18 protein-coding genes are annotated in these 18,569 nt (G+C 70.6%); 6 read left to right on the forward strand and 12 right to left on the reverse strand.

What is annotated here, in order from left to right; genetic code table 11:
* Positions 1–7: 7 nt before the first annotated feature.
* The 4 genes from K1T35_RS36970 to K1T35_RS36985 form a co-directional block, all read right to left on the reverse strand.
* Positions 8–565: an MSMEG_0572/Sll0783 family nitrogen starvation response protein gene (locus tag K1T35_RS36970; protein ID WP_220256360.1), complete on the reverse strand. Its 558-nt coding sequence runs from the start codon at positions 563–565 to the stop codon at positions 8–10.
* 28 nt (positions 566–593) lie between these two features.
* Positions 594–1,436 (reverse strand): amidohydrolase family protein, encoded by an 843-nt coding sequence (locus K1T35_RS36975; RefSeq protein WP_220256361.1) that lies wholly within the window; start codon positions 1,434–1,436, stop codon positions 594–596.
* A 116-nt stretch (positions 1,437–1,552) separates the two neighbouring features.
* Positions 1,553–3,289: a GAF domain-containing sensor histidine kinase gene (locus K1T35_RS36980; protein WP_220256362.1), complete on the reverse strand. Its 1,737-nt coding sequence runs from the start codon at positions 3,287–3,289 to the stop codon at positions 1,553–1,555.
* A gap of 38 nt (positions 3,290–3,327) precedes the next feature.
* Positions 3,328–4,767: an APC family permease gene (locus K1T35_RS36985; protein WP_220256363.1), complete on the reverse strand. Its 1,440-nt coding sequence runs from the start codon at positions 4,765–4,767 to the stop codon at positions 3,328–3,330.
* Positions 4,768–4,783: 16 nt separating this feature from the next.
* Here K1T35_RS36985 and K1T35_RS36990 point away from each other — a divergent pair, with 16 nt between their 5' ends.
* A complete protein-coding gene (locus K1T35_RS36990; protein WP_220256364.1) occupies positions 4,784–5,410 on the forward strand; it encodes a VOC family protein in 627 nt (208 codons plus the stop codon).
* A 67-nt stretch (positions 5,411–5,477) separates the two neighbouring features.
* Here K1T35_RS36990 and K1T35_RS36995 read toward each other — a convergent pair whose 3' ends face one another.
* The 4 genes from K1T35_RS36995 to K1T35_RS37010 all read right to left on the reverse strand — a co-directional run bounded on the left by K1T35_RS36995 (position 5,478) and on the right by K1T35_RS37010 (position 10,274).
* Complete coding sequence (locus K1T35_RS36995) at positions 5,478–6,266, reverse strand: hypothetical protein (RefSeq protein WP_220256365.1); 789 nt, start codon at positions 6,264–6,266, stop codon at positions 5,478–5,480.
* 1,324 nt (positions 6,267–7,590) lie between these two features.
* On the reverse strand, positions 7,591–8,817 hold the full coding sequence (locus K1T35_RS37000) for a CdaR family transcriptional regulator (protein WP_255621135.1): 1,227 nt from the start codon (positions 8,815–8,817) through the stop codon (positions 7,591–7,593).
* 145 nt (positions 8,818–8,962) lie between these two features.
* Positions 8,963–9,916, reverse strand: coding sequence for a slipin family protein (locus K1T35_RS37005; protein ID WP_220256366.1), 954 nt, complete (start codon positions 9,914–9,916; stop codon positions 8,963–8,965).
* Positions 9,917–9,962: 46 nt separating this feature from the next.
* The gene (locus tag K1T35_RS37010; RefSeq protein WP_220256367.1) at positions 9,963–10,274 is read right to left on the reverse strand and encodes a DUF3040 domain-containing protein; all 312 of its coding nucleotides are present in this window, start codon (positions 10,272–10,274) and stop codon (positions 9,963–9,965) included.
* A gap of 127 nt (positions 10,275–10,401) precedes the next feature.
* Here K1T35_RS37010 and K1T35_RS37015 point away from each other — a divergent pair, with 127 nt between their 5' ends.
* The gene (locus tag K1T35_RS37015) at positions 10,402–10,857 is read left to right on the forward strand and encodes a MarR family winged helix-turn-helix transcriptional regulator (protein ID WP_255621136.1); all 456 of its coding nucleotides are present in this window, start codon (positions 10,402–10,404) and stop codon (positions 10,855–10,857) included.
* 502 nt (positions 10,858–11,359) lie between these two features.
* Positions 11,360–11,524: a hypothetical protein gene (locus tag K1T35_RS37020; protein WP_220256369.1), complete on the forward strand. Its 165-nt coding sequence runs from the start codon at positions 11,360–11,362 to the stop codon at positions 11,522–11,524.
* Between the two features lie 12 nt (positions 11,525–11,536).
* Here K1T35_RS37020 and K1T35_RS37025 read toward each other — a convergent pair whose 3' ends face one another.
* Entirely contained in the window at positions 11,537–12,211 is a 675-nt protein-coding gene (locus tag K1T35_RS37025) for a metalloregulator ArsR/SmtB family transcription factor (protein ID WP_255621137.1), read from the reverse strand.
* Positions 12,212–12,303: 92 nt separating this feature from the next.
* On the opposite strand from K1T35_RS37025, the gene K1T35_RS37030 reads away from it, so the two are divergent.
* The 3 genes from K1T35_RS37030 to K1T35_RS37040 all read left to right on the forward strand — a co-directional run bounded on the left by K1T35_RS37030 (position 12,304) and on the right by K1T35_RS37040 (position 15,196).
* Complete coding sequence (locus tag K1T35_RS37030; RefSeq protein ID WP_255621138.1) at positions 12,304–12,756, forward strand: hypothetical protein; 453 nt, start codon at positions 12,304–12,306, stop codon at positions 12,754–12,756.
* 245 nt (positions 12,757–13,001) lie between these two features.
* Complete coding sequence (locus tag K1T35_RS37035) at positions 13,002–13,682, forward strand: FadR/GntR family transcriptional regulator (protein WP_220256371.1); 681 nt, start codon at positions 13,002–13,004, stop codon at positions 13,680–13,682.
* Between the two features lie 71 nt (positions 13,683–13,753).
* Entirely contained in the window at positions 13,754–15,196 is a 1,443-nt protein-coding gene (locus K1T35_RS37040; RefSeq protein WP_220256372.1) for an alpha-L-fucosidase, read from the forward strand.
* A gap of 100 nt (positions 15,197–15,296) precedes the next feature.
* Here the strand turns inward: K1T35_RS37040 and K1T35_RS37045 are convergent, their stop codons facing one another.
* The 3 genes from K1T35_RS37045 to K1T35_RS37055 all read right to left on the reverse strand — a co-directional run bounded on the left by K1T35_RS37045 (position 15,297) and on the right by K1T35_RS37055 (position 18,566).
* Positions 15,297–16,454 carry a mandelate racemase/muconate lactonizing enzyme family protein gene (locus tag K1T35_RS37045; RefSeq protein ID WP_220256373.1) on the reverse strand — a complete coding sequence of 386 codons (1,158 nt, stop codon included), beginning with the start codon at positions 16,452–16,454 and terminating at the stop codon, positions 15,297–15,299.
* Positions 16,451–17,311 carry a sugar phosphate isomerase/epimerase gene (locus tag K1T35_RS37050; protein WP_220256374.1) on the reverse strand — a complete coding sequence of 287 codons (861 nt, stop codon included), beginning with the start codon at positions 17,309–17,311 and terminating at the stop codon, positions 16,451–16,453. The genes K1T35_RS37045 and K1T35_RS37050 overlap by 4 nt, the downstream gene beginning before the upstream one ends.
* A gap of 73 nt (positions 17,312–17,384) precedes the next feature.
* Positions 17,385–18,566, reverse strand: coding sequence for a substrate-binding domain-containing protein (locus tag K1T35_RS37055; protein WP_220256375.1), 1,182 nt, complete (start codon positions 18,564–18,566; stop codon positions 17,385–17,387).
* Positions 18,567–18,569 lie beyond the last annotated feature (3 nt).

Consider the following 18,569-nt stretch of genomic DNA (forward strand, 5'->3'; position numbering starts at 1 on the left):
GGCCGGCTCAGAGGTTGTAGGTGGAGTTGATGATGGCGCCCTTGCGCGCGTAGTGGATCAACGCGTCCTGGACGTCGAGCGGGTGGCTCGGGATGCACCCCGCGATCAGGTCCTCCTCGCGCAGGCCGTGCAGCGAGAGCCCGAAGCGGCAGACGTAGACGGTGCCGCCTTCCTCGATGAACCGCTCGATCTGCGTGTTGATGTTGTGCTCGCCCGGGAAGGCGGAATCACCGGTGGTCGGGAACCCGCGAGTGGCCATCGCGTTCATCGCGGCCGGCCCGTAGAAATACAGGACCGAGTCGAAGCCCTTCCGCAGCGCGCGCAGGGCCTGCAAGATCGCCACGAAGCTCACCGACGACTCGTGCGCGATGCCGTGGACGAGGGTGAAGTAGGTCTCGCCCTCGCCTGCCTGGTAGTCGGGGAAGATCTTGGTGGAGCCGTAGATGCTGGTCCCGGCGGGCAGCGACGGGTGCGGGATCTCGGCGAGGCTCGCCTGCTGGTTGGCCGCGAGCTCCTCGTCCGAGATCAGCGGCGTTCCGGTGGTGGCGGGCGCGGTCTGGGTCATGACGGCTCCTTCTCGGGTGGGGCGGGACTCATCCGAGGCCGTGGAGGGCCTCGAAGTTGCGGGAGAAGACGAGCTCGGCGAGCTCGCCGTCGCCGGTGGCGGCGGCCAGCCGGGCGTGCTCGCCCGCGAAGTCGCCCCACGGCTGGTCGGAGGCGAAGAGCACCCGGTCCGCGCCGATGCCGCGGCGCTCGATCTCGGCGGCGAGCCAGCGGGGCGCGAACCCGATGGCCCAGCTGGTATCGGTGTAGACGCGCTTGCCGGCGGCGATCCAGTCGAAGAACCGGTGGCCGATGAGCTTGATGTGCCCGCTCATCCCGCCGCCGAGGTGCACCAGGTGCAGCGGCACGTCGTCGGCGTAGCGCTCGACGAGCAGCCCGACCTCGTCGACGTCGCTCGCGGCGCCCGGGCTCGTGTGGACGTGCACGACGAGGCCGTGCGCACGGGCGGTCGCGAAGATCGCATCCAGTTGCGGGCGGCATGCCTCGTCGCCCGCCCGCCCGCCGAGCAGGAACGACAGCTTCAACGCGGCCACCCCGCGCTCGCCAGCGAGGGCGAGCGCCTTCTCGGTGGCGGCCGCGTCCTGCGGGCGGGGCGAGGTCCACAGCCCCGCGAGCACGCGGTCGTCACGCTGCGCCGCCTCGATGACGAGGTCGTTCAACGCGAACGACGTGCTCGGGTCCGGCACGCCGTAGTTCGGCAGCACCAGCGCCCGCTCGGTGCCCTCACGATCCAGGTCGCCGAGCAGCTCGTCGATGGTCGCCCGCGCCGTGGTGTCCGGGTTGACCGCCGGACCCCCGTAGAACGGATGCGCCGGCAACACCCCCAGGTGCCGGTGCGCGTCATGCACCCGGGACGGACCCCGCGTCGTCATGGGGAAAGCGTCGAGCGCCCGCGTGTCCTCGTGGTGACATCCGGAACGAGTTCGTGTTGCCCGGAGCAACGCGGCGTTGCGCCGCGGTTGCGGTGTGTTGCGCGGCAGTGGCACACCTACGACTGCGGCTGTCCACCCGCCTCGGCCACCCGCTGCGCCGACAGCGGCATCCGCACCAGGAGCACCGTGCCCTCGCCGCGCGGGCTGCGGACGCTCATCGTCCCGCCCACCGCCTCCACGCGGTCGCGCAGGCCGAGCAGGCCGGATCCGCCTGCCGTGTCGGCGCCGCCGACCCCGTCGTCGCTGACGGCGAGCCGGAGGACGCCGTCGTCGGCCCGGACCTCGACCTGCAATGCGTTCGCGCGCGCGTGCTTCGCCGCGTTGGTGAGCGCCTCCGCGACGATGAAGTACGCGTTCGCGGCCAGCGACTTCGGGAGGCGATCATGGACGTCGACCGTCAGCTCGACCGGGACGGGCGAGCGGCGTGCCAGCGCCCGCAGCGCCGACTCGAGGCCACCGTATTCCAGGGCAGGCGGATGGATGCCGCGCACGAAGTCCCGCAGCTCCTCCATGGCGTCGTTGAGCTGCGTGACGATGGAGTCGAGCTGCTCCGCGAGCTCGTCGCACCCAGGTGACACGAGGTCCTGGGCGACGCTCAGGTCGAGCGCAAGTGAGACGAGCCGCTGCTGCGCGCCGTCGTGGAGGTCGCGCCCGATCTGGCGCCGGGCCTCGTCACCGCTCGCGACGACACGCGCCCGTGAGGCCGCGACCTCCGCTCGCGCCTCAGCGTTGACGACCGCGATCGCGACGAGGTCCGCGAAGGCCTCGAGTCGCCGCTCGACGTCCGCGGGGAAGGCGTCCGCCGCGCGGCTCGCCATGACCACGAGGCCGCAGGAGCGATCCTGTACGCGGAGCGGGTAGGCGACGGCGACGGCGATGCCCGCATCTCGCAGGAGGGCGGCCAGGGAGCCTGGCGACCCGTCGAAGGACCCGGTAGTTGACTCGGCTCGCGCCGCCATGCCGGTGCGCAGCACCCTCCCCGCGATGCCCGTTGCGGTGGTCGGGATGCGGTGGCCCACGGTGATCGGCAGCCCCAGCCCCTGCCGGCTCCACCCGCCGACGGCGGTGACGGTGCCGTCCCGTTCGTCGAGCATGACGTATGCGGCGTCGGCGCCGAAGAGCCGGCCGAGCTCCTCGGCGACGGCCGACGACACGGCCTCCGGCTGGGCGCCGCGCGCGACCAGCGTGGCGATCCAGCGCAGCGCGGCCTGCTCCTCCGCGACCATCGCCAGGTCCTGCCGTGCCTTCGCGTTGGCGATCGCCAGAACGGCCAGCTGCGTGAAGGCGGCCAGTCGCTCCTCGGTCCCCGGCGGAAATCGTCCGACCTTGCCCTTCGACGCGACCGTCATCACGCCCCACAAGCCGCCTCCGACGGTGATCGGCACCGACACCGCGGCACGGAAGCCGCTCCGGTAGCCGATGCTGCTGTACGCCTCGGTGTATTCGTCGATGCGCACAGGCCGTCCGGTGGCACGCACGCGCGCGGCGTTGCCCGTGGTCGCCGTGGGCGTCCGCGATCCGATCGCCGGCACGTCGCCCGCCGCGCCGCGGACGGCGACGAGCGTCACCGTGTCGTCGGGATCGAAGCGGTCGATGGCCGCGATGTCGGCTCCGAGCACGTCAGCGGCCTGGTCGGCCACAGCCGCGAATACCTCCTCCGGATCCACCCCCTGCGCGACGAGCCGCGCCAGCGCGTGCAGCGCGGCGTGGTCCTCGGCGATGCCCATCGGCGTCGCCGGCTCGGCAATGCCCATCGGCGTCACGGGCTCGGCGGCTCTGTCGCGGGGCGTCATGAATCAGACTCGTTCACGCACCGCTCCCAGCACAGCACTCAGGACCCGAGCAGTCGGCCGACGCGCTCGAGCAACTCGCCTGCGCGCGAGCGCAACCGGTAGCCGACCACGAGCCCGATGAACATCCAGGCGAAGGACAGGACGATGATCAGATTCGCCGGCCAGCGCGGCCACGGCCACAGCGCGCCATAGATGGGCAGCGCCATGAGCGCGATGCCCAGAATCGGGCACAGTGCGTGCTTGAAGAAGCTGAACCCGCCGGGGTCGTTGACCCGGATGAAGCGCACGAGGGCCAGCGACGTGATGATGTACACCACGATCACGGGCAGCGTGCTGAAGGTCCCGAAGTACGCGTAGCCCTCCGGATACGGAGAGGTGCTCAGCCCCACCGTGAGCGCAAGGACGATCGACAGGGCGCTGGTGACGCTGATCGCGACGTCGGGGGTCATCAGCCGCGGGTTCGTCCGGCCGAGCGGCCTCGGGAAGATCCCGTCGCGTCCCATGGCGAAGGTGACTCGGACGGCGGCGTTGTGGATGGCAAGGCCGACGGCGAACGCACACAGCACCGCGGCGATGTCGACGGCGACGACCAGCGCATCGTTGCCGTAGACGCTCGCCAGGTGGTCCATGGGGGCGGACGCGGACGCGAAGTCCGATGCGTGATCCACGCCGAAGCCGAGGGACATCGCGGAGGTCGCGATGATGAAGAAGATCCCGCTGCCGATCACGGCGCCCCACATGGCGATGGGGATGCTCCGGCGGGCCTCTGAGGTCTCCTCGCCGAGGGTCGCGACGGCCTCGAAGCCCGCGAAGCTCATGATGCCGAAGATCATCCCGTTGAAGATGCCTGCCCAGTGGTCCGGGTTGGCGCCCGGGTCGAACAGCTTCGCGTCCCAGACGCTACCGGTCGCGCCGCCCTGGACGAGGATCACGGTGATGACCAGCAGCACCACCAGGATCGCGAAGATCTCCACCGACAGGGTGGTCCTGGTCGAGGCCTTGATGCCGCGCAGCGAGAGCGCCCAGATCGCCACCGCGGCGGCGACCGTGAAGACCCACCACGCGACGTGGATCCCGAGCTGGGTCGCGAGCGCCGCCGACGCGAAGGCCCCGAAGGCGAGTAGGTTCTGCGGGTAGAGGTAGGCCGCGAACAGCAGCCAGCCGGCGAAGAACCCGAACACGGGTCCCAGCCCTGCCGTGTTGAAGGCGTAGAAGGACCCGGCGTGCGCAAGGCGGCGCGAGAACTCGGCGATCGTGTTGACGAGCAACAGCACGCCGACCAGCGACAACAGGTAGACGAGCGGCAGCGCCGGGCCGGCATGCCCCGCGACCACAGCGGCCGTGAACATCACCCCTGAGGCAGGGTTCATGACGCCGAGCGACATCGCCACCGAGCCGGTGACGCCGACCGCATCGCGCTTGAGAGCCCCTTCGCCCACGGCGAACGAACGTACGCCGCTCGCGGCTCCCGGCGCCACGCATGTCCGCGCCCACGTGGCACTCGAACTCGACCACATCGTCTGCATGGTCGACGACCTCGATCAGCCGTCGCGCGTGCTGGAGCGCGACGGCTGGGTGCTCGACGCCGGCACGGTCCACGTCGGGCAGGGCACCCGCAACCGGCGCCTGGCCTGGCCCGACCACCACCTCGAGCTGCTGTGCGTGACTGACGAGCACGAGGCCGGGTCCAGCGCGCTGCGTCTCGACCGCCGCGCTCGGTGGAGCGCCACGGGCGCCAGTCCGTTCGGCCTCGGCTTCCGCGGCGTCCTGCCGCAGACCGAGCGGGACGACTTCTGGCTGTACGAGGAAGGCAGCGCGCGCATCTGGATCCACCGTGACAACGAGCGCGCGCCGGAGCGTCCGCTGCTCTTCGTCCTGGAGGCGTCGGGCGCCGCGATGGAGCGGCGACGGCCGCGCTCCGGCCCTCCTGCCCTGCTCGCGCACCGGCACGGCGGCCCGCTCGCGGAGGTACGCGTCAACGGGCCGGGCCCGGCGCCGCTGCCGCCCTATGCCGGGCCACCGATCGTCCAGAGCGCCGGCCCGCCGAACCTCGAACTGGTCGTCGGAACCGGACGACGGTCGCAACAGATCACGCCGATCCTCACGATCCGCGGCAACTAGCCGGACTTCGTGATCATTCCTCGGGCCGCCGCTCGACGCCGTAGGGCCGTCGGCGCCGGTGCCGTGATCAGGTCGGTCGGCCCGCCGCTCGATACCCCACGAGGATGAGCACGGTACTTCCCGCGCCCGCCGCGACGAGGACACCGAGTGCCGCAAGCGTGGCGAGATCTGGTGACAGCAGCGGTTGACCGCGCAGAGCCTGCCACGTCAGCAGCACGAGAAGCCCCAGGTAGGCGCCGGCGCTGACCACGACGAGCCGGAGCCGGACAGCGCCGTCGTTGCGCAGTCCGGGCACGGCAGTGAGGGCGGCCGCGAGCAGGGGCAACAGCTGCAGCGCGTGCATGCCGATGAAGTGGCCGACGCGCAGGTCGCCGCCGGTGGTGCTCCACCCGAACAGCGGGAGACCCGGGCCTCCGTCGCGCACGCCGACGCTGTGGGCGCCGATGCCGGGTTGCATCGACATGATCATCCCGATCGCCATACCTGCGAGCGCGACGAGCAGCCCCAGCCGGACCGACCACGCCGCGGCCCGGTCGGCCGGGCGCTGACTCAGGACGACGACGGCGAGCGCGAGGGTCGCGAGCCAGATCAGAGCGACGGTCGCGCCCATGATCGAGAACAGCATGGTGTCAAAGGGGGTGTCATCGTTGAAGTGGCTGCGCGTTCCACGCACGACTTGCACAACGACGATCGCCACCTCGATCGCCGAACCAATCACGATGACCCAGCCGACGACACGGCCGGTCCGGCGCCCGCGCTCCACCAGCGACAGGATCCAGGCCAGCGCCAGGGCGTACAGCCCGAAAGACAGCGCGAACTTCAACGGCTTCAACCAGATCGCCGCGCCCAGCAGCACACGGCCGTCGACCACGACGCCGACCGCAGTGCCGACGGCGACCAACCCCATCGAGACGGCGAACCAGAAGAGACCGGCATGCCCACGCCGCGCATCCGCGAGGACTCTCATCAGTCCGCCGTGGACCGGATGCGCCAACCCGCGGACCGTGGCGGGTTCGCTGGGTACTCGGCCTTCGCCGTCATGCCGAGGAGAATCCTCGCAACCGTGCGCGCTGTACAGATGGACTGCCCCTCAGACCGGCCCAGGGTTACTGCTCGGACGGGCTAGGCTTCCTGGCCGACTGTGAGCGGCGCGCATCAGCGCGCTGACTCAGCCCGCTCCGGAGGCGAGCCCACCCGGTGAGACATCCCGGTTGCTCGGCCTAGCGGCCTGCGCCTGGTTCGTGATCGCCCGGAACACGCCCACTCCGACAGCCGTGACCGGCACCGTGATTGCGACCATCGGCCGGGCAGCAGTGTGGCGGGTGTCCATGGCGCTCTCCCACCTCGAGTGTGATCCAGCCCTTGGACCGACCAGTCTGGGTCGACTTGGAGGCGTTCCGGACGCATCCGGATGACGGGAGCTGACGATCCCGTGCCTGGTGGCCTGATGGTGGCCACGGCCGTGTCCCTGGACTGCTCGAGCGCTGGGGCACGCGCGACTGATGGTCGTTGGTGCGGTTGTCGACCTGGTTTCAAGTCGACCACGATGCGGATTGGTTCCACCGGTCCAATTTCATGGCGCGGTCGATGCAGCACCGGCGGCTGGCGGGTGGCAGCTCCGGCACAAGGTCGTTGTGGGAATTGCGGTGAGAACGGCGAGCGGGATAGCTGAGTCACAGACGCGGCACCGCCCGTAGTTGCCGTCGTTCATCCTGGTCAGCGCAAGCTCGATGTCGGCGAGGGCCTGCCGGGCACCGGCGGTGACCAAGGCGCGGACTTCGTTCAGGGCCCGGGTCGCGTCCCCGTCCGCGCGTGGCCCGTACCCCGCCAGCGACGTCCGGTTCTGGTCGTGTGCGAGGAGATGAGCAAGCTGTTCGTGGCGGAAGCCGCGGAGTTTCTCGAGTTCTTCGCGCAATGCGGGCAGATGCCGGACGAGCCGGCGGCAGCCGACTGGCCGCTGCCGCGATGAGGTAAGAGAAGGATGAGCCATGCCGACCTCCACCATGGACTCGAAGCGTGGGTCGTGGGGAACGTGGGGCGTTCCCCGTTCTTCAAGGAGGCGGGAGCTCCTTGAACTGCTTCCTACGATGCGCGTCCGGTGTCGGCGAGGCAGGAGTTGCCGTCCGCCAAGAACGTCGTGGCCACATTGCCGGGGCCCGGCAGCGGTTGCCCGGTCGTCGTCAGCCGAGATCGTTCTCCGGCCAGCCCAGGAGCTTCGCGCCGAGCACGGCGGCGTTGATGGTGAACCGCTGCGCAGGGTCGGTGGGATCGTGCCCGGTGAGGGTCTTGATCCGATCGAGGCGGTAGGTGACCGCGCGGACGGACAGATGCAGGCGGCGTGCGGCCTCGGTCGTCACGCTCCCGGCGGCGAAGTAGGTGTCGAGGGTGTCCAGCAGCGGTTCGGCTCCGCCGCGGGCGCGTCCCAGCCCGCCCAGGACCGTCCGGACGAGGTCGGCGATCGCGGGTTGATCGCGTAGGAGCACGCGGTAGATCAGCAGTTGCTCGGCGTGGATCACCGGGGTGTCCAGCTTCAGCCGCTCCGCCATCGTCAGTCCTTCGCGGGCTTCCTCGTAGGAGCGGGCGATCCCATAGGAGCCGGAGTAGGGCCGTCCGACCGTGACGCGCCATGGTCGTCCGCGGGTCGAGCGGCTCAGCTCGGCGAGGATCAGGTCGCCGAGCGTGGTCGGCCCAGTTGGGGGCCATGGGATGTCCGTGCCGGGTGGCGCCACGACAACGATCCGGCCGTCCTTGGTTGCGACGAGGACGTCGCGGTCGCCGACCTCGCGCACGATCGCGTGTTCCAGTGAGCTGATCGCCGGTGTGGCCTCGTCGAGGCGACCGGCCGGCGCGGCCAGCGCGACCTGGTGCGGCCGGAGCATGTCCAGGCCGAAGGGTTCAGCGCGTTCCGCGAGCCGGCCGACGTCGGCGTCGCCGCGCAGCAGGTCCTCGATGAACTCGCGGCGCAGCGTCTCCTCCCACCGGGCCATCTGACGGCGGGCCTCGGTGTATCCCTCGGCCAGGCTGGCAACGGCTCCGTCGACCACGTGGAGAACCGCGGCGGCGGCAGCCCGCACCGCGTGGTTGTCGCGGGAGCGGATCACCACGGGGAGTTGTTGCCACAGCCGTCGGGCCGCCGAGAGGTACAGCTGAACCGCGGTGCCCGCTGACACGCCCAGCTCGGCGGCCCTCCTGCCGAGCAAGCCGACCGCTTCGAGCTCCGAGGGAAGTGGCTCTCGGCCCGACGTGGCGGCGTCGGCCAACAACAACAGGTAGTCGCCGAGCAGCTCCACCGGCGCGCCACCGGCATCCCGGCTGGCGGACTCGGCCACCTCGTCCAGCCACGACAGCGGATCGTTCTGCTGGTCGGCTCGGGTCCGTGCCTGGTGGCCGTTCCTGCTGCCGGTCACGTCATTTGCTCCGTCCTGACGGGAAGCCGGCCTGGACGCCGAGTCCGTCCAGGTGCGGTTGACGCCGATCGCTCAGTACGCGGTCGTTCACCGCGAGCGGAGCACCGATCCCGCGCAGAGGCGGACGGTTTCTGTCTTCCCCCGTTCATCGGCCGGCGGCCGCGGGCGCGGGCGCCATCGATGCTGGCTCCGGTGTGGTGGTGGTCCCCGTCGCGGTCGGTGTCCCGCCAGCGGTGAGCTTCTCGCTCGCCCCGTCGCGCTGCAGTCCTGCGCCGAGGCCGTGCGTCGGTGCATCCGACGGGTCGATGATCGCTTCGGGTGAGGCCGCTGCGGCGGCCTCGGCGGGTGTTGCCCGTTCGAGGAAGCGAAGCAGCTCGACGGGAAACGGCAGCACCAGCGTCGAGTTCTTCTCCGCAGCAACCTCGACGACCGTCTGGAGCAGGCGCAGCTGCAGCGCGGCCGGATGCCCGGTCATCACCTCGGCGGCCTTGGCCAGCGTCTCCGAAGCCTGCAACTCACCCTCCGCAGTGATCACCCGGGAGCGGCGTTCACGTTCGGCTTCGGCCTGGCGCGCGATCGACCGTTTCATCGAATCGGGTAGCGCGACGTCCTTGATCTCGACGCGGTCGATGTGCACACCCCAGTCCAGCGCCGGACTGTCGATCATGAGCTCGAGGCCCTGGTTGAGCCGTTCCCGATTGGACAGCAGGTCGTCCAGGTCGCTCTTGCCGATGATCGAGCGCAGGGAGGCCTGCGCGACCTGGCCGATGGCGTGGTCGTAGTTCTGCACGTCGACGACCACCTTCACGGGGTCGATGACCCGGTAGTAGACGACGGCGTCGACCTTGACCGTGACGTTGTCGCGGGTGATGCCCTCCTGGGCGGGGATTGGCAGGGTGACGATCTGCATGTTGACCTTGTGCAGGCGGTCCGCGAACGGGGCGATCAGCGCGAGCCCGGGCCCGCGTGTCGCCGAGCGCAGCCGGCCGAACCGCAGGACGACGCCGCGCTCGAACTGGGTGATGATTCGAACGCTCGAGCCGAGCAGCAGCAGGCCGCCCAGTGCCAGTACGGCGAGCAGGACATACACGGTGATCATCTCGTCCTCACATTCCGTGCGCGTTGGGTCAACCTGCGATCGACGTCTACGACGAGGGGGGTTCTCCCTCGCGAGCCGGCCCCGGAGCTCCCCGGTCGGTTCCGGCAGAGTGGCGCCACGCCACCCAGATCAGCCCGGTCGCGGCCGCGACCGCCAATGCGCCCACCAACGACCCGGCGACCAGCAGGAACGTGGTGAGCAGGGCCGCAGCCAAGACCGCGAGATGCGCTCCCAGCTTGTGATGGCGGCGCGCCATGCGGGTCTGGCGGGCTTCGAAGGAGCGGGTGAAGCGGGGGTCCTCGGCCTGGAACTGGCGCTCGACCTCGCGCAGCGCCTTCCGCTCGTGATCACTGAGCACGATCCACCTCCTCCTCGAGATGGTCTTCTGCCCGTCACCTGCCGGAGCCAGGCAGAATCGACTATATCGTGACACGATATGATTCGGGTGTGACGTACGAGGCAGTGGGCGAGGTGTCATGGGTGATGTGACGGGCGAGGACGGGCGAGCAGGCTCGCCGCCGCTGACGAAGCAGGACTTCGAGGCGTTGGCCCGGTTCCGCTTCGGGATCCGCCGCTACCTGCGCTTCAGCGAGGAGACCGTGCGCCACCATGGCCTGACGCCGCAGCAGTACCAGTTGCTGCTCGCGCTGAAGGGCTTTCCCGACCGGGAGTGGGCCACCGTGCGGGAGCTGGCCGACCGGCTCCAACTGCGCCACCACAGCGTGGTCGAGCTGGTCAACCGGGCGCAGAAGCAAGGGCTAGTGGACCGGGCCGGCCATCCCGACGACGCGCGCGCCGTGCGGGTGCTGCTGACCGAGGGCGGCGATCGGGTCCTGGCTCGGCTCAGCGCCCTGCACCGCGATGAACTGCGCCGCATGGATCAGACCCTCCTTCCTCCGGTGTGGCACGACCAGCAGGATGAGCCTTCGCCGGATCGGTGAGGGCCTGAACTGCGCGTTCGACATCGAGCGGGCGGAGCGCGATGACCGCGTTCGGCGTCCCGGGGCGATCTACTGATCATTCCCCGAGCCCGCCACGCACTGGCCACGCTCGAGGACACGGTGGCGCTGCTCGCGGCGGCGAAGATCGAGCGCCGCCAGCTCGGGGTCGGCCACGCCGGTTGGCAGGTCGACCCGGAGAAGCAGGACCGCCGACCGGCATGCGAGGGCATCAGCTTGGCCGGCTGGTGTCCGACGAGCCGTGAAAGCCACCGGTTGCCTCCTGGTCGGTTGCACGAACGCCGGTGGGCCGGCGGTCGGGATGGCGGAGACCGGGCATTGGTGCGGCGTCCGCCATCCCGGCCGGACGGGCAGTTGCCTGAGCCCGTCACCTCCGACCATGACCGGCGGAGGCGCCGGCAACACCGGCTGCCACCGGACGAGAATCCCGGCCGCAGCCTGCCGGTATCCGGCAACGTCAGCGCCGGTCCCGGCGAGTGTGCGGATGCGCCGCGTCTACGAGCCGGTGACCAAGCAGGACGGCATCCGCGTGCTGTTCGCTGCCGGTGAGCAGGCCACCGTCCTGCGCCACCTGACCGAACTGGCGCAGGGCCGGACCATCACACTCCTGACCGCGAGCAGGGACCCCGCGATCAGCGAGGCCGATTGATGACCGAGGGAGTCAGGCAAGGGTCACGCAACACCGTTCCGGCGCCGGGTTCAACCTGGCCAGCACGTCGGTGTGACCGAGCTCGTCGAGCAGGGCCGTGATGAGGTGCAGGTTCATTCCGCACACGAGGGCGGTGTGATCCCGGGCGAGCGCATGGAACGGGCAGTTCGCGAGCACGAGCACGTCGTCCTGAACGCGGGGCTCGTATCCCAGCCCGGCCAGCGTCACTGCGAGGTCATCGAGCACGGAACCTCCGGCGCGCGGCGGCTCTTCGGCGCCGAGCCGATGTCCGCACTCTGCAGCCGCACGCTGCACCGCATCGAGGACGGGGACTCCGTCGCGGGCCGCCGCATCGACGGCGCGGGCAAGGATCTGCCCGGCCAGGTCGTAATGCCGGGGCGGCAACGAGACCGCGACCTCTCGCACCGAACGCCGGTACAGCTTCGTCGGACGCCCCGCGCCCGGGCCGCGCCGACCCGACAGCCGCCGGAACTCCGTGTCCAGCAACCCTTCCTCCACCAGCTTGTCCAGATGGAACTTCGCGGTGTGCCGGGGCAGGTCGACGCCCTCGGCGGCCTGGTCCCGGCTCACCGGCTCGGGCTGCGCGGCGACGTAGAGGTACAGCGCGCGGCGCGCCGGCTCGGCAAGCGCGCTGACCCCGCTGACCTGCGAGACGAAGTCGTCCAAGAACCCACTCCTTCTAAAAGACACACGCATTGACTTAACAGTCCGAGCGCTCTAACGTCCACCGTAGCGTCTTTTAGAACTTGGAGGAGATCATGACCACCCACCGCGACCCCCCGGCATCGCCTGCGGGCATCGACCCCATCCCGGCCGCTCGGCAGGCGTTCCTGCTGCTGCGCACCGTGTTCACGGTGGCGCCGGTGCTGTTCGGGCTGGACAAGTTCTTCGGGCTGCTCACCGACTGGGAGGGCTACCTCGCCCCGCAGATCGACGGGCTGATCCCCGGCACCGCCCACCAGGCCATGCTCGCGGTCGGTGTGGTGGAGATCCTCGCCGGTGTGCTCGTCGCGGTGCTGCCGCGCATCGGCGGGTACGTCGTCGCCGCGTGGCTGGCCGGCATCATCGTCAACCTGCTGCTCATCGGCGGCTTCTACGACATCGCTCTGCGCGACTTCGGGCTGCTCGTCGGCGCGTTGGCCCTTGCGCGCCTCGCCGCCGCGTTCGGCCACCGCGGTTCCTGGGCCCGTCCCTGGGGGCGGACGCCGTGACTACGACGACATGGTCGGCAGGCTCGAGCGCGACGGAAGGTCATGGGATGCCCTTATAGACTGCGGCGCGGATCACGTCTAAGGTCGCGGCCTAGCTACGGCTGTGAAGTGCTGATATCGAGAACGATGCTCCAGAGGTGGCACGGCTTTGCCCGCCGCCCAAGGCGCCGACATAGGATGTCTCCCGGCACGCGACCATCCCTTCGGGCGCGGTGGACGCGCCCAGGGCTCGAAGGAGGGTGCCGATGTCGCTCACCGCGAGGGTCATCACCGAGATCCGCGAGCTGATCCGCACGGGCGAGCTCCAGCCCGGTTCGAAGCTCCCTCCCGAGCAGGAGCTCGCCGCGCGGTTGGGGGTGGGGCGCAACCTGCTCCGGGAGGCCGTCCAGGTGCTCGCGGCGTCCCGCGTGCTGGAGATCCGGCGCGGCAACGGCACGTACGTGACCACGCTCGAACCGAGGTTGCTCCTCGAGGGCGTCGGCGCCGCCGTGGAGCTCATCCGGGCCGACGACCTGCTGGAGCTCACGGAGGTCCGCCGCCTGTTCGAGCCGGCGGCGACGGCACTCGCGGCCGTCCGGATCACGCCCGAACGGCTGCTGCGGGTCCACACGCACCTCGATGCGATGCACAACGCGGCGAACGACGTGGAACAGCTCAACCTCCACGACGCGGCCTTCCACCGCGAGGTCATCGCCGCCACCGAGAACGAGACCCTCACCGCCCTCCTCGAGGGGATCTCGAGCCGAACCGTCCGTTCCCGCGTGTGGCGAGGCCTTGTCGACACCGACTCGGCATGGCGCACCCTCGCCGACCACCAGGAGATCTACGCCGCGCTGGCGGCGGGGGACGCCGCCCTCGCTCACGCCGCCGCCCTCATGCACGTGCACAACACCGAGCGCTGGCTGCGCAACCACCTGCCGGAATGAATCCCGTGCCGCTGCGCTCGCGGCACGGGCACAGACGTGCCCGACGAGCTCGAGGCCGAGAGTGAGGCGACATGCAACCAGGTCCCTACGACGCGTCGTTCGAGTCGCTGCGACAGTTCCGCTGCCCCGATTGGTTCCGGGACGCGAAGTTCGGCATCTGGTCGCACTGGGGCGCGCAGTCCGTGCCGCGTCAGGGCGACTGGTACGCGCGCAACATGTACATCCCGGGCACCGCCACCTACCGGCACCACTGGCGCACCTACGGGCACCCCTCGAAGTCCGGGTACAAGGACATCGTCACCCGGTGGAAGGCGGAGCGTTTCGACCCGGACGCCCTGGCCGACCTGTACGCGCGGGCCGGTGCGAAGTACCTCGTGGCGCAGGCGGTGCACCACGACCACTTCCTCAACTACCCGTCCGCGATCCACCGCTGGAACGCGGGTGCCATGGGGCCGGGCAAGGACGTCGTCGGGCTCTGGCACGACGCGGCGCGGGCGCGCGGTCTCCGGTTCGGGATCACCGAGCACCTCGGCGCGACGTACACCTGGATGGCGAGGAGCAAGGACGCCGACTCCGTGGGGCCGTACGCAGGGGTGCCCTACGACGGGAACGACCCCGAGTTCGAGGACCTGTACCTCCCGGGTCCGGTCGGACGCGATCGTTCGACCGGCGCCGCGGTGCAGGAGCCGTGGTACGCACCCGACCCGTGGTGGCACCGCAGGTGGCTGGACCTCGCCACCGAGATGATCGACCGCTACCGGCCGGACCTGTTCTACTCGGACGGCCCGCTGCCGTTCGGCGACGGCGCGTTCGAGCCCGGTCTCCGGGCCGTCGCGCACCTCTACAACACCAGCGCGGCAGGCCACGACGGCGAGAACCAGGCCGTCTACAACCAGAAGGGGCGCCGCCCGGACCTCGAGGCGATCGGGGTCCTCGACGTCGAACGCAGCCAGGAGCCGGCCGTCCGACCGGACGTGTGGCAGACCGACACCTGCGTCGGGCAGTGGTTCTACGACGACAGGGCCGAGTACAAGACCCCCGGCCACGTCATCGAGCTGCTGATCGACATCGTCGCGAAAAACGGGAACCTGCTGCTCAACATCCCCCAGCTGCCAGACGGCACGATCGACGAGGAGTGCACGTTCCTGCTCGAGGAGCTCGCGGGATGGATCACCGTGTGCGGCGAGGGGATCCACGGCACGCGGCCGTTCCGGGTGAGCGGCGAAGGGCCCAGCCAGGTCGCGATCGAAGGCTTCCGCGAGGACGCCGTCGCCTGGACCGCGCAGGACTACCGGTTCACCCGGCGGGACCGCACGCTGTACGCGTTCCAGATGCGGTGGCCTGCCGACGGGCGAGCGGTGATCACGAGTCTCGATCCCGGCGAGCGGGTCTCCGCGGTCCGGCTCCTCGGCGGCGAGGAGTTGCCGTTCGAGCAACGCGCCGGGCAGCTGACGATCACGCTGCCGCCGCGGCCGCCCACCCGCTATCCGCAGTGCCTGGCCTTGCAGCTCTGAAGCTGGCGGTGTCATACCCGCAGCTCCTCCGGCAGGTACACCTTGTGCGCGGAGAAGAGGTCCGGACGCTGGCACCGTGCACCCGAGCGAATGCCGATCTTCAGCCGTGGATCCCGTCCCGTGCGTTGGCGCGCAGGTAGTCCAGGTCGAAGTCCAGCCCGAGCCCGGGCCCCGCCGGCAGCACGAGCCGGCCGTCGCGGTTGTCCAGCGGGGTCGTGAGGAACCGGTTGTAGCCGCTCAGGTCGTGGCGGCTGGACTCGATGCGGTAGAAGTTCGGCACCGTCGCCATCACGTGGCCGCCTGCGACGAGGTTGACCGGGCCGGCCGCGTCGTGCGGCGAGATCGGCACGTAGTACGCCTCGGCCATGGTCGCGATCTTCTTCAGCTCCGAGATCCCGCCGGTCCACGTCACGTCCGGCATCACGAAGTCCGCCAGCCGGTTCTGCAGGACCGGCACGAAGTCCCACCGCGTGTGCAGCCGCTCCCCCACCGAGATCGGCGTCCGCACCTGCCCGCGCACCTGCTCGAGCGCGCGGTAGCTCTCCGGCGGGACCGGCTCCTCGTACCAGTGGATGTCGCCGACCTCGTCGAGGGCCTGGCCGATCCGGATTGCGTTCGGCACGTCGAACCGGCCGTGCGCGTCGATCAGGAGCTCCACGTCCGGGCCGGCGGCCTCGCGGATCAGCACGACCAGCTCCATCGCCTGCCGCAGCTCCGCCCGGCTGATCCGGCCGTCGAGGTAGCGGTCGTCGGCGAGCGACACGCCCGGACGGGCCGGGAACGGGTCGAACTTGATGCCGGTGTGCCCCGAGTCGGCGATCGCGCGGATCTCCTCCACCACCCCCTCCGGCGTGCCGAAGCGACGCTGGTCGGGGTGGGTGTAGATCAGCAGGTCGTCCCGGACGCGACCGCCGAGCAGCTCGCAGATCGGCAGGCCGAGGACCTTGCCGCGGATGTCCCACAGCGCGATGTCGACCGCGCTCACCACATTGGTGCCCGCACCGCGGCTGCCCATGTAGGTGAACGCCCGGAAGACCTTGTGCCAGGTGTCCTCGATGCGGGCCGGGTCGTCACCGGCGAGCAGGTCGTTCACCTGCCGCACCATCGCCGCCACGCTTCGGTTCGCGGTCGGCGTGGTGGTCGTGATCTCACCCCAGCCGGTCACGCCCTCGTCGGTGCGCACCTCGACGAACAGGTACTCCCCCCAGCCCGTGCTCTCGGACCGGACCAGCCACGGAACGACGTCGGCGATCTTCATCGAGCTTCATCGTGCATGGTTCTTCTCAGGAAGGCGAGGCCGTCCGTGGCGAGCGCGTCCTGGGTGCGGGCCAACGGGCGCCAGATCGAGGCCGCCGTCGCGATCGTGACGTTGTCCGCGGTGAAGGACTCGATGCACAGCGGCCCGGCGTACGCCGCGTCGTCGAGCGCGGCGAGGAAGCCGGGCCAGTCGATGTGGTCGGCACCCGGCGCGCCGCGGTCGTTGGCGCACACCTGGACGTGCACGATCCGCCCGGCCGCCCGGCGGACCGCGGCGGGCGGATCGCGCTCCTCGATGTTCTGGTGGTACGTGTCCAAGGCGATCCCGATGTGCTCCGCCGGCAGGCCGTCGATGGCGTCGAGGGTCTGATCGACGGTGTTGAGCAGGCTGGTCTCGTACCGGTTGAGCGGCTCCACTCCGATCCGCACGCCCACCTGCGCCGCGTGCTCCACCACCGGCGCCAGGTTCTCCCGAAGCTGCGCGTACGCCGCCTTGCGTTCGGTGTCCGACAGCCGCCAGGTCCGGCCCACCGAGGTGTAGGCCGGCCCGGCGACCGCCGGGGCGCCGACCGCCGCTGCGGCATCGAGCACGCCGCGCAGGTAGTCCTGGGTGGACCGGACGGTGGCCTGCTCGGCGGCCACCAGCTCCCGGCCCGGCGGCATGACGACACAGACGCTCGCACCCAGCCCGACGTCGCCGAGCACCGACGCGGTGCGCGCGGGATCCCAGTCGCCCAGCTGCTCGACCGGCAGCTCGAGCACGTCGAACCCCCATGCCGCCACGCGCGGGGCGAGCGCGGCGACCGTCGCGTCATCGCACGGAGATGCCCACACCCAGGTACTGACGCCGATCTTCATCGCCCCTCCTTCGTCGGGTCGTGAGTGGATATGCGTGCTATAGCTCGCGTATCCACTCACGACTGGCAGCCGGTCACGCGCCCCAGCGGGCCGGGAAGTCGGGCATCTGCTGGCAGCCGCAGAGCGCGTAGTGCAGCGGCGGGAGCCCCGGCTGCAGGTACTGGCCGAGGTTCTCGCTGGTGATGGTCGGCTGCGGCAGGATCCACTCGCCCGGCACCTGCTCGCCCCGCAGGATCTGCAGCGCCGCGACGACCGCGGTGCGCCACTGGAACGTCGGGTACGTCGGAGCCTGCGCCGTCAGGCCCTCGGCCTGCCACTTCTCCAGGAACTGCTGCTGGTCCTCACCGCTGATCGCGGGGAGCGGCTGCCCGGCGTCCTCGAACGCCTCCAGCGCGGCGACGCCTGCGGTGCCGTCGTCCATCCAGATCCCGTTGATCTGGCCCTCACGCTGCAGGTAGTCCGACACGATGCTCTTGGCGGTCGCCGTGTCGTTCTCGGTGAACTCCACGCCGACGACGTTCACGCCGCGCGCAGCGAAGATGCGCTCGGCCGCCGCCCACCGGTGCTCCAGCACGTCGACGCCGGGCAGCACGCGCAGCGCGAGCACCTTCCCGCCCTGGCCGACCTCGTCGGACAGGAACTCCGCCGCGGTGGCGCCGAACGCGTAGCCGCCGACGGGGTGGATGAACGTCACCGGGCAGTCGGTGTCGACGCCACGGTCGAACACGATCACCGGCACCTGGCCGCACGCCGCCTCGACAGCGGGGGTCAGCGTCGCGGTGGTGTTCGGGGAGACGATGAGCGCGTCGCAGTCGCTGCCGACGAGCTGCTGGATGTCGGAGATCTGCTTGTCGTCGCTCGCGCCCGCGTCGAGCGCGGTGAAGTTCGCGATCTCGTCCCGGTGCAGGTCGACCTCGGCCTGCATGGTGGTCCAGCCGACCTGCCGCCACGGGTTGTCGACCGAGGCGTTGGAGAAGCAGACGTGGTGCGGGCCCTGGGTGGCGTACCGCGCGGTGTCCACCATCTCGGGCTCCAGCATCTGCACCCACGGCTGGTCGGCGGGGCCCTGCGCGGTCTGGTCGCGCAGGGCCAGCTGCCGGTCGTGCTCGGCCTGGTCGAAGAACTGGCTCGCGGCCGGCGGCGGGGACGTGCCGGGCGCGCCGGTCGGCGCCGCGCCACCGGGCGGCACGTCGCTGGTACAGGCCGCGGCGAGCAGGAGCACGGCTCCTGTCGCGAGCACCATCGATCGCTTCATGGT

The organism is Pseudonocardia sp. DSM 110487, from assembly GCF_019468565.1.
In the GTDB taxonomy this organism is placed as follows: Bacteria; Actinomycetota; Actinomycetes; order Mycobacteriales; family Pseudonocardiaceae; genus Pseudonocardia.

Bases quoted from the DNA above. Each gene is read 5' to 3' on its own strand.
- K1T35_RS36970 (WP_220256360.1), bottom strand. From the start codon at position 565: ATGACCCAGACCGCGCCCGCCACCACCGGAACGCCGCTGATCTCGGAC.
- K1T35_RS36975 (WP_220256361.1), bottom strand. From the start codon at position 1,436: ATGACGACGCGGGGTCCGTCCCGGGTGCATGACGCGCACCGGCACCTG.
- K1T35_RS36980 (WP_220256362.1), bottom strand. From the start codon at position 3,289: ATGACGCCCCGCGACAGAGCCGCCGAGCCCGTGACGCCGATGGGCATT.
- K1T35_RS37005 (WP_220256366.1), bottom strand. From the start codon at position 9,916: ATGATCACCGTGTATGTCCTGCTCGCCGTACTGGCACTGGGCGGCCTG.
- K1T35_RS37020 (WP_220256369.1), top strand. From the start codon at position 11,360: ATGCGCCGCGTCTACGAGCCGGTGACCAAGCAGGACGGCATCCGCGTG.
- K1T35_RS37030 (WP_255621138.1), top strand. From the start codon at position 12,304: ATGACCACCCACCGCGACCCCCCGGCATCGCCTGCGGGCATCGACCCC.
- K1T35_RS37035 (WP_220256371.1), top strand. From the start codon at position 13,002: ATGTCGCTCACCGCGAGGGTCATCACCGAGATCCGCGAGCTGATCCGC.
- K1T35_RS37040 (WP_220256372.1), top strand. From the start codon at position 13,754: ATGCAACCAGGTCCCTACGACGCGTCGTTCGAGTCGCTGCGACAGTTC.
- K1T35_RS37045 (WP_220256373.1), bottom strand. From the start codon at position 16,454: ATGAAGATCGCCGACGTCGTTCCGTGGCTGGTCCGGTCCGAGAGCACG.
- K1T35_RS37050 (WP_220256374.1), bottom strand. From the start codon at position 17,311: ATGAAGATCGGCGTCAGTACCTGGGTGTGGGCATCTCCGTGCGATGAC.
- K1T35_RS37055 (WP_220256375.1), bottom strand. From the start codon at position 18,566: ATGAAGCGATCGATGGTGCTCGCGACAGGAGCCGTGCTCCTGCTCGCC.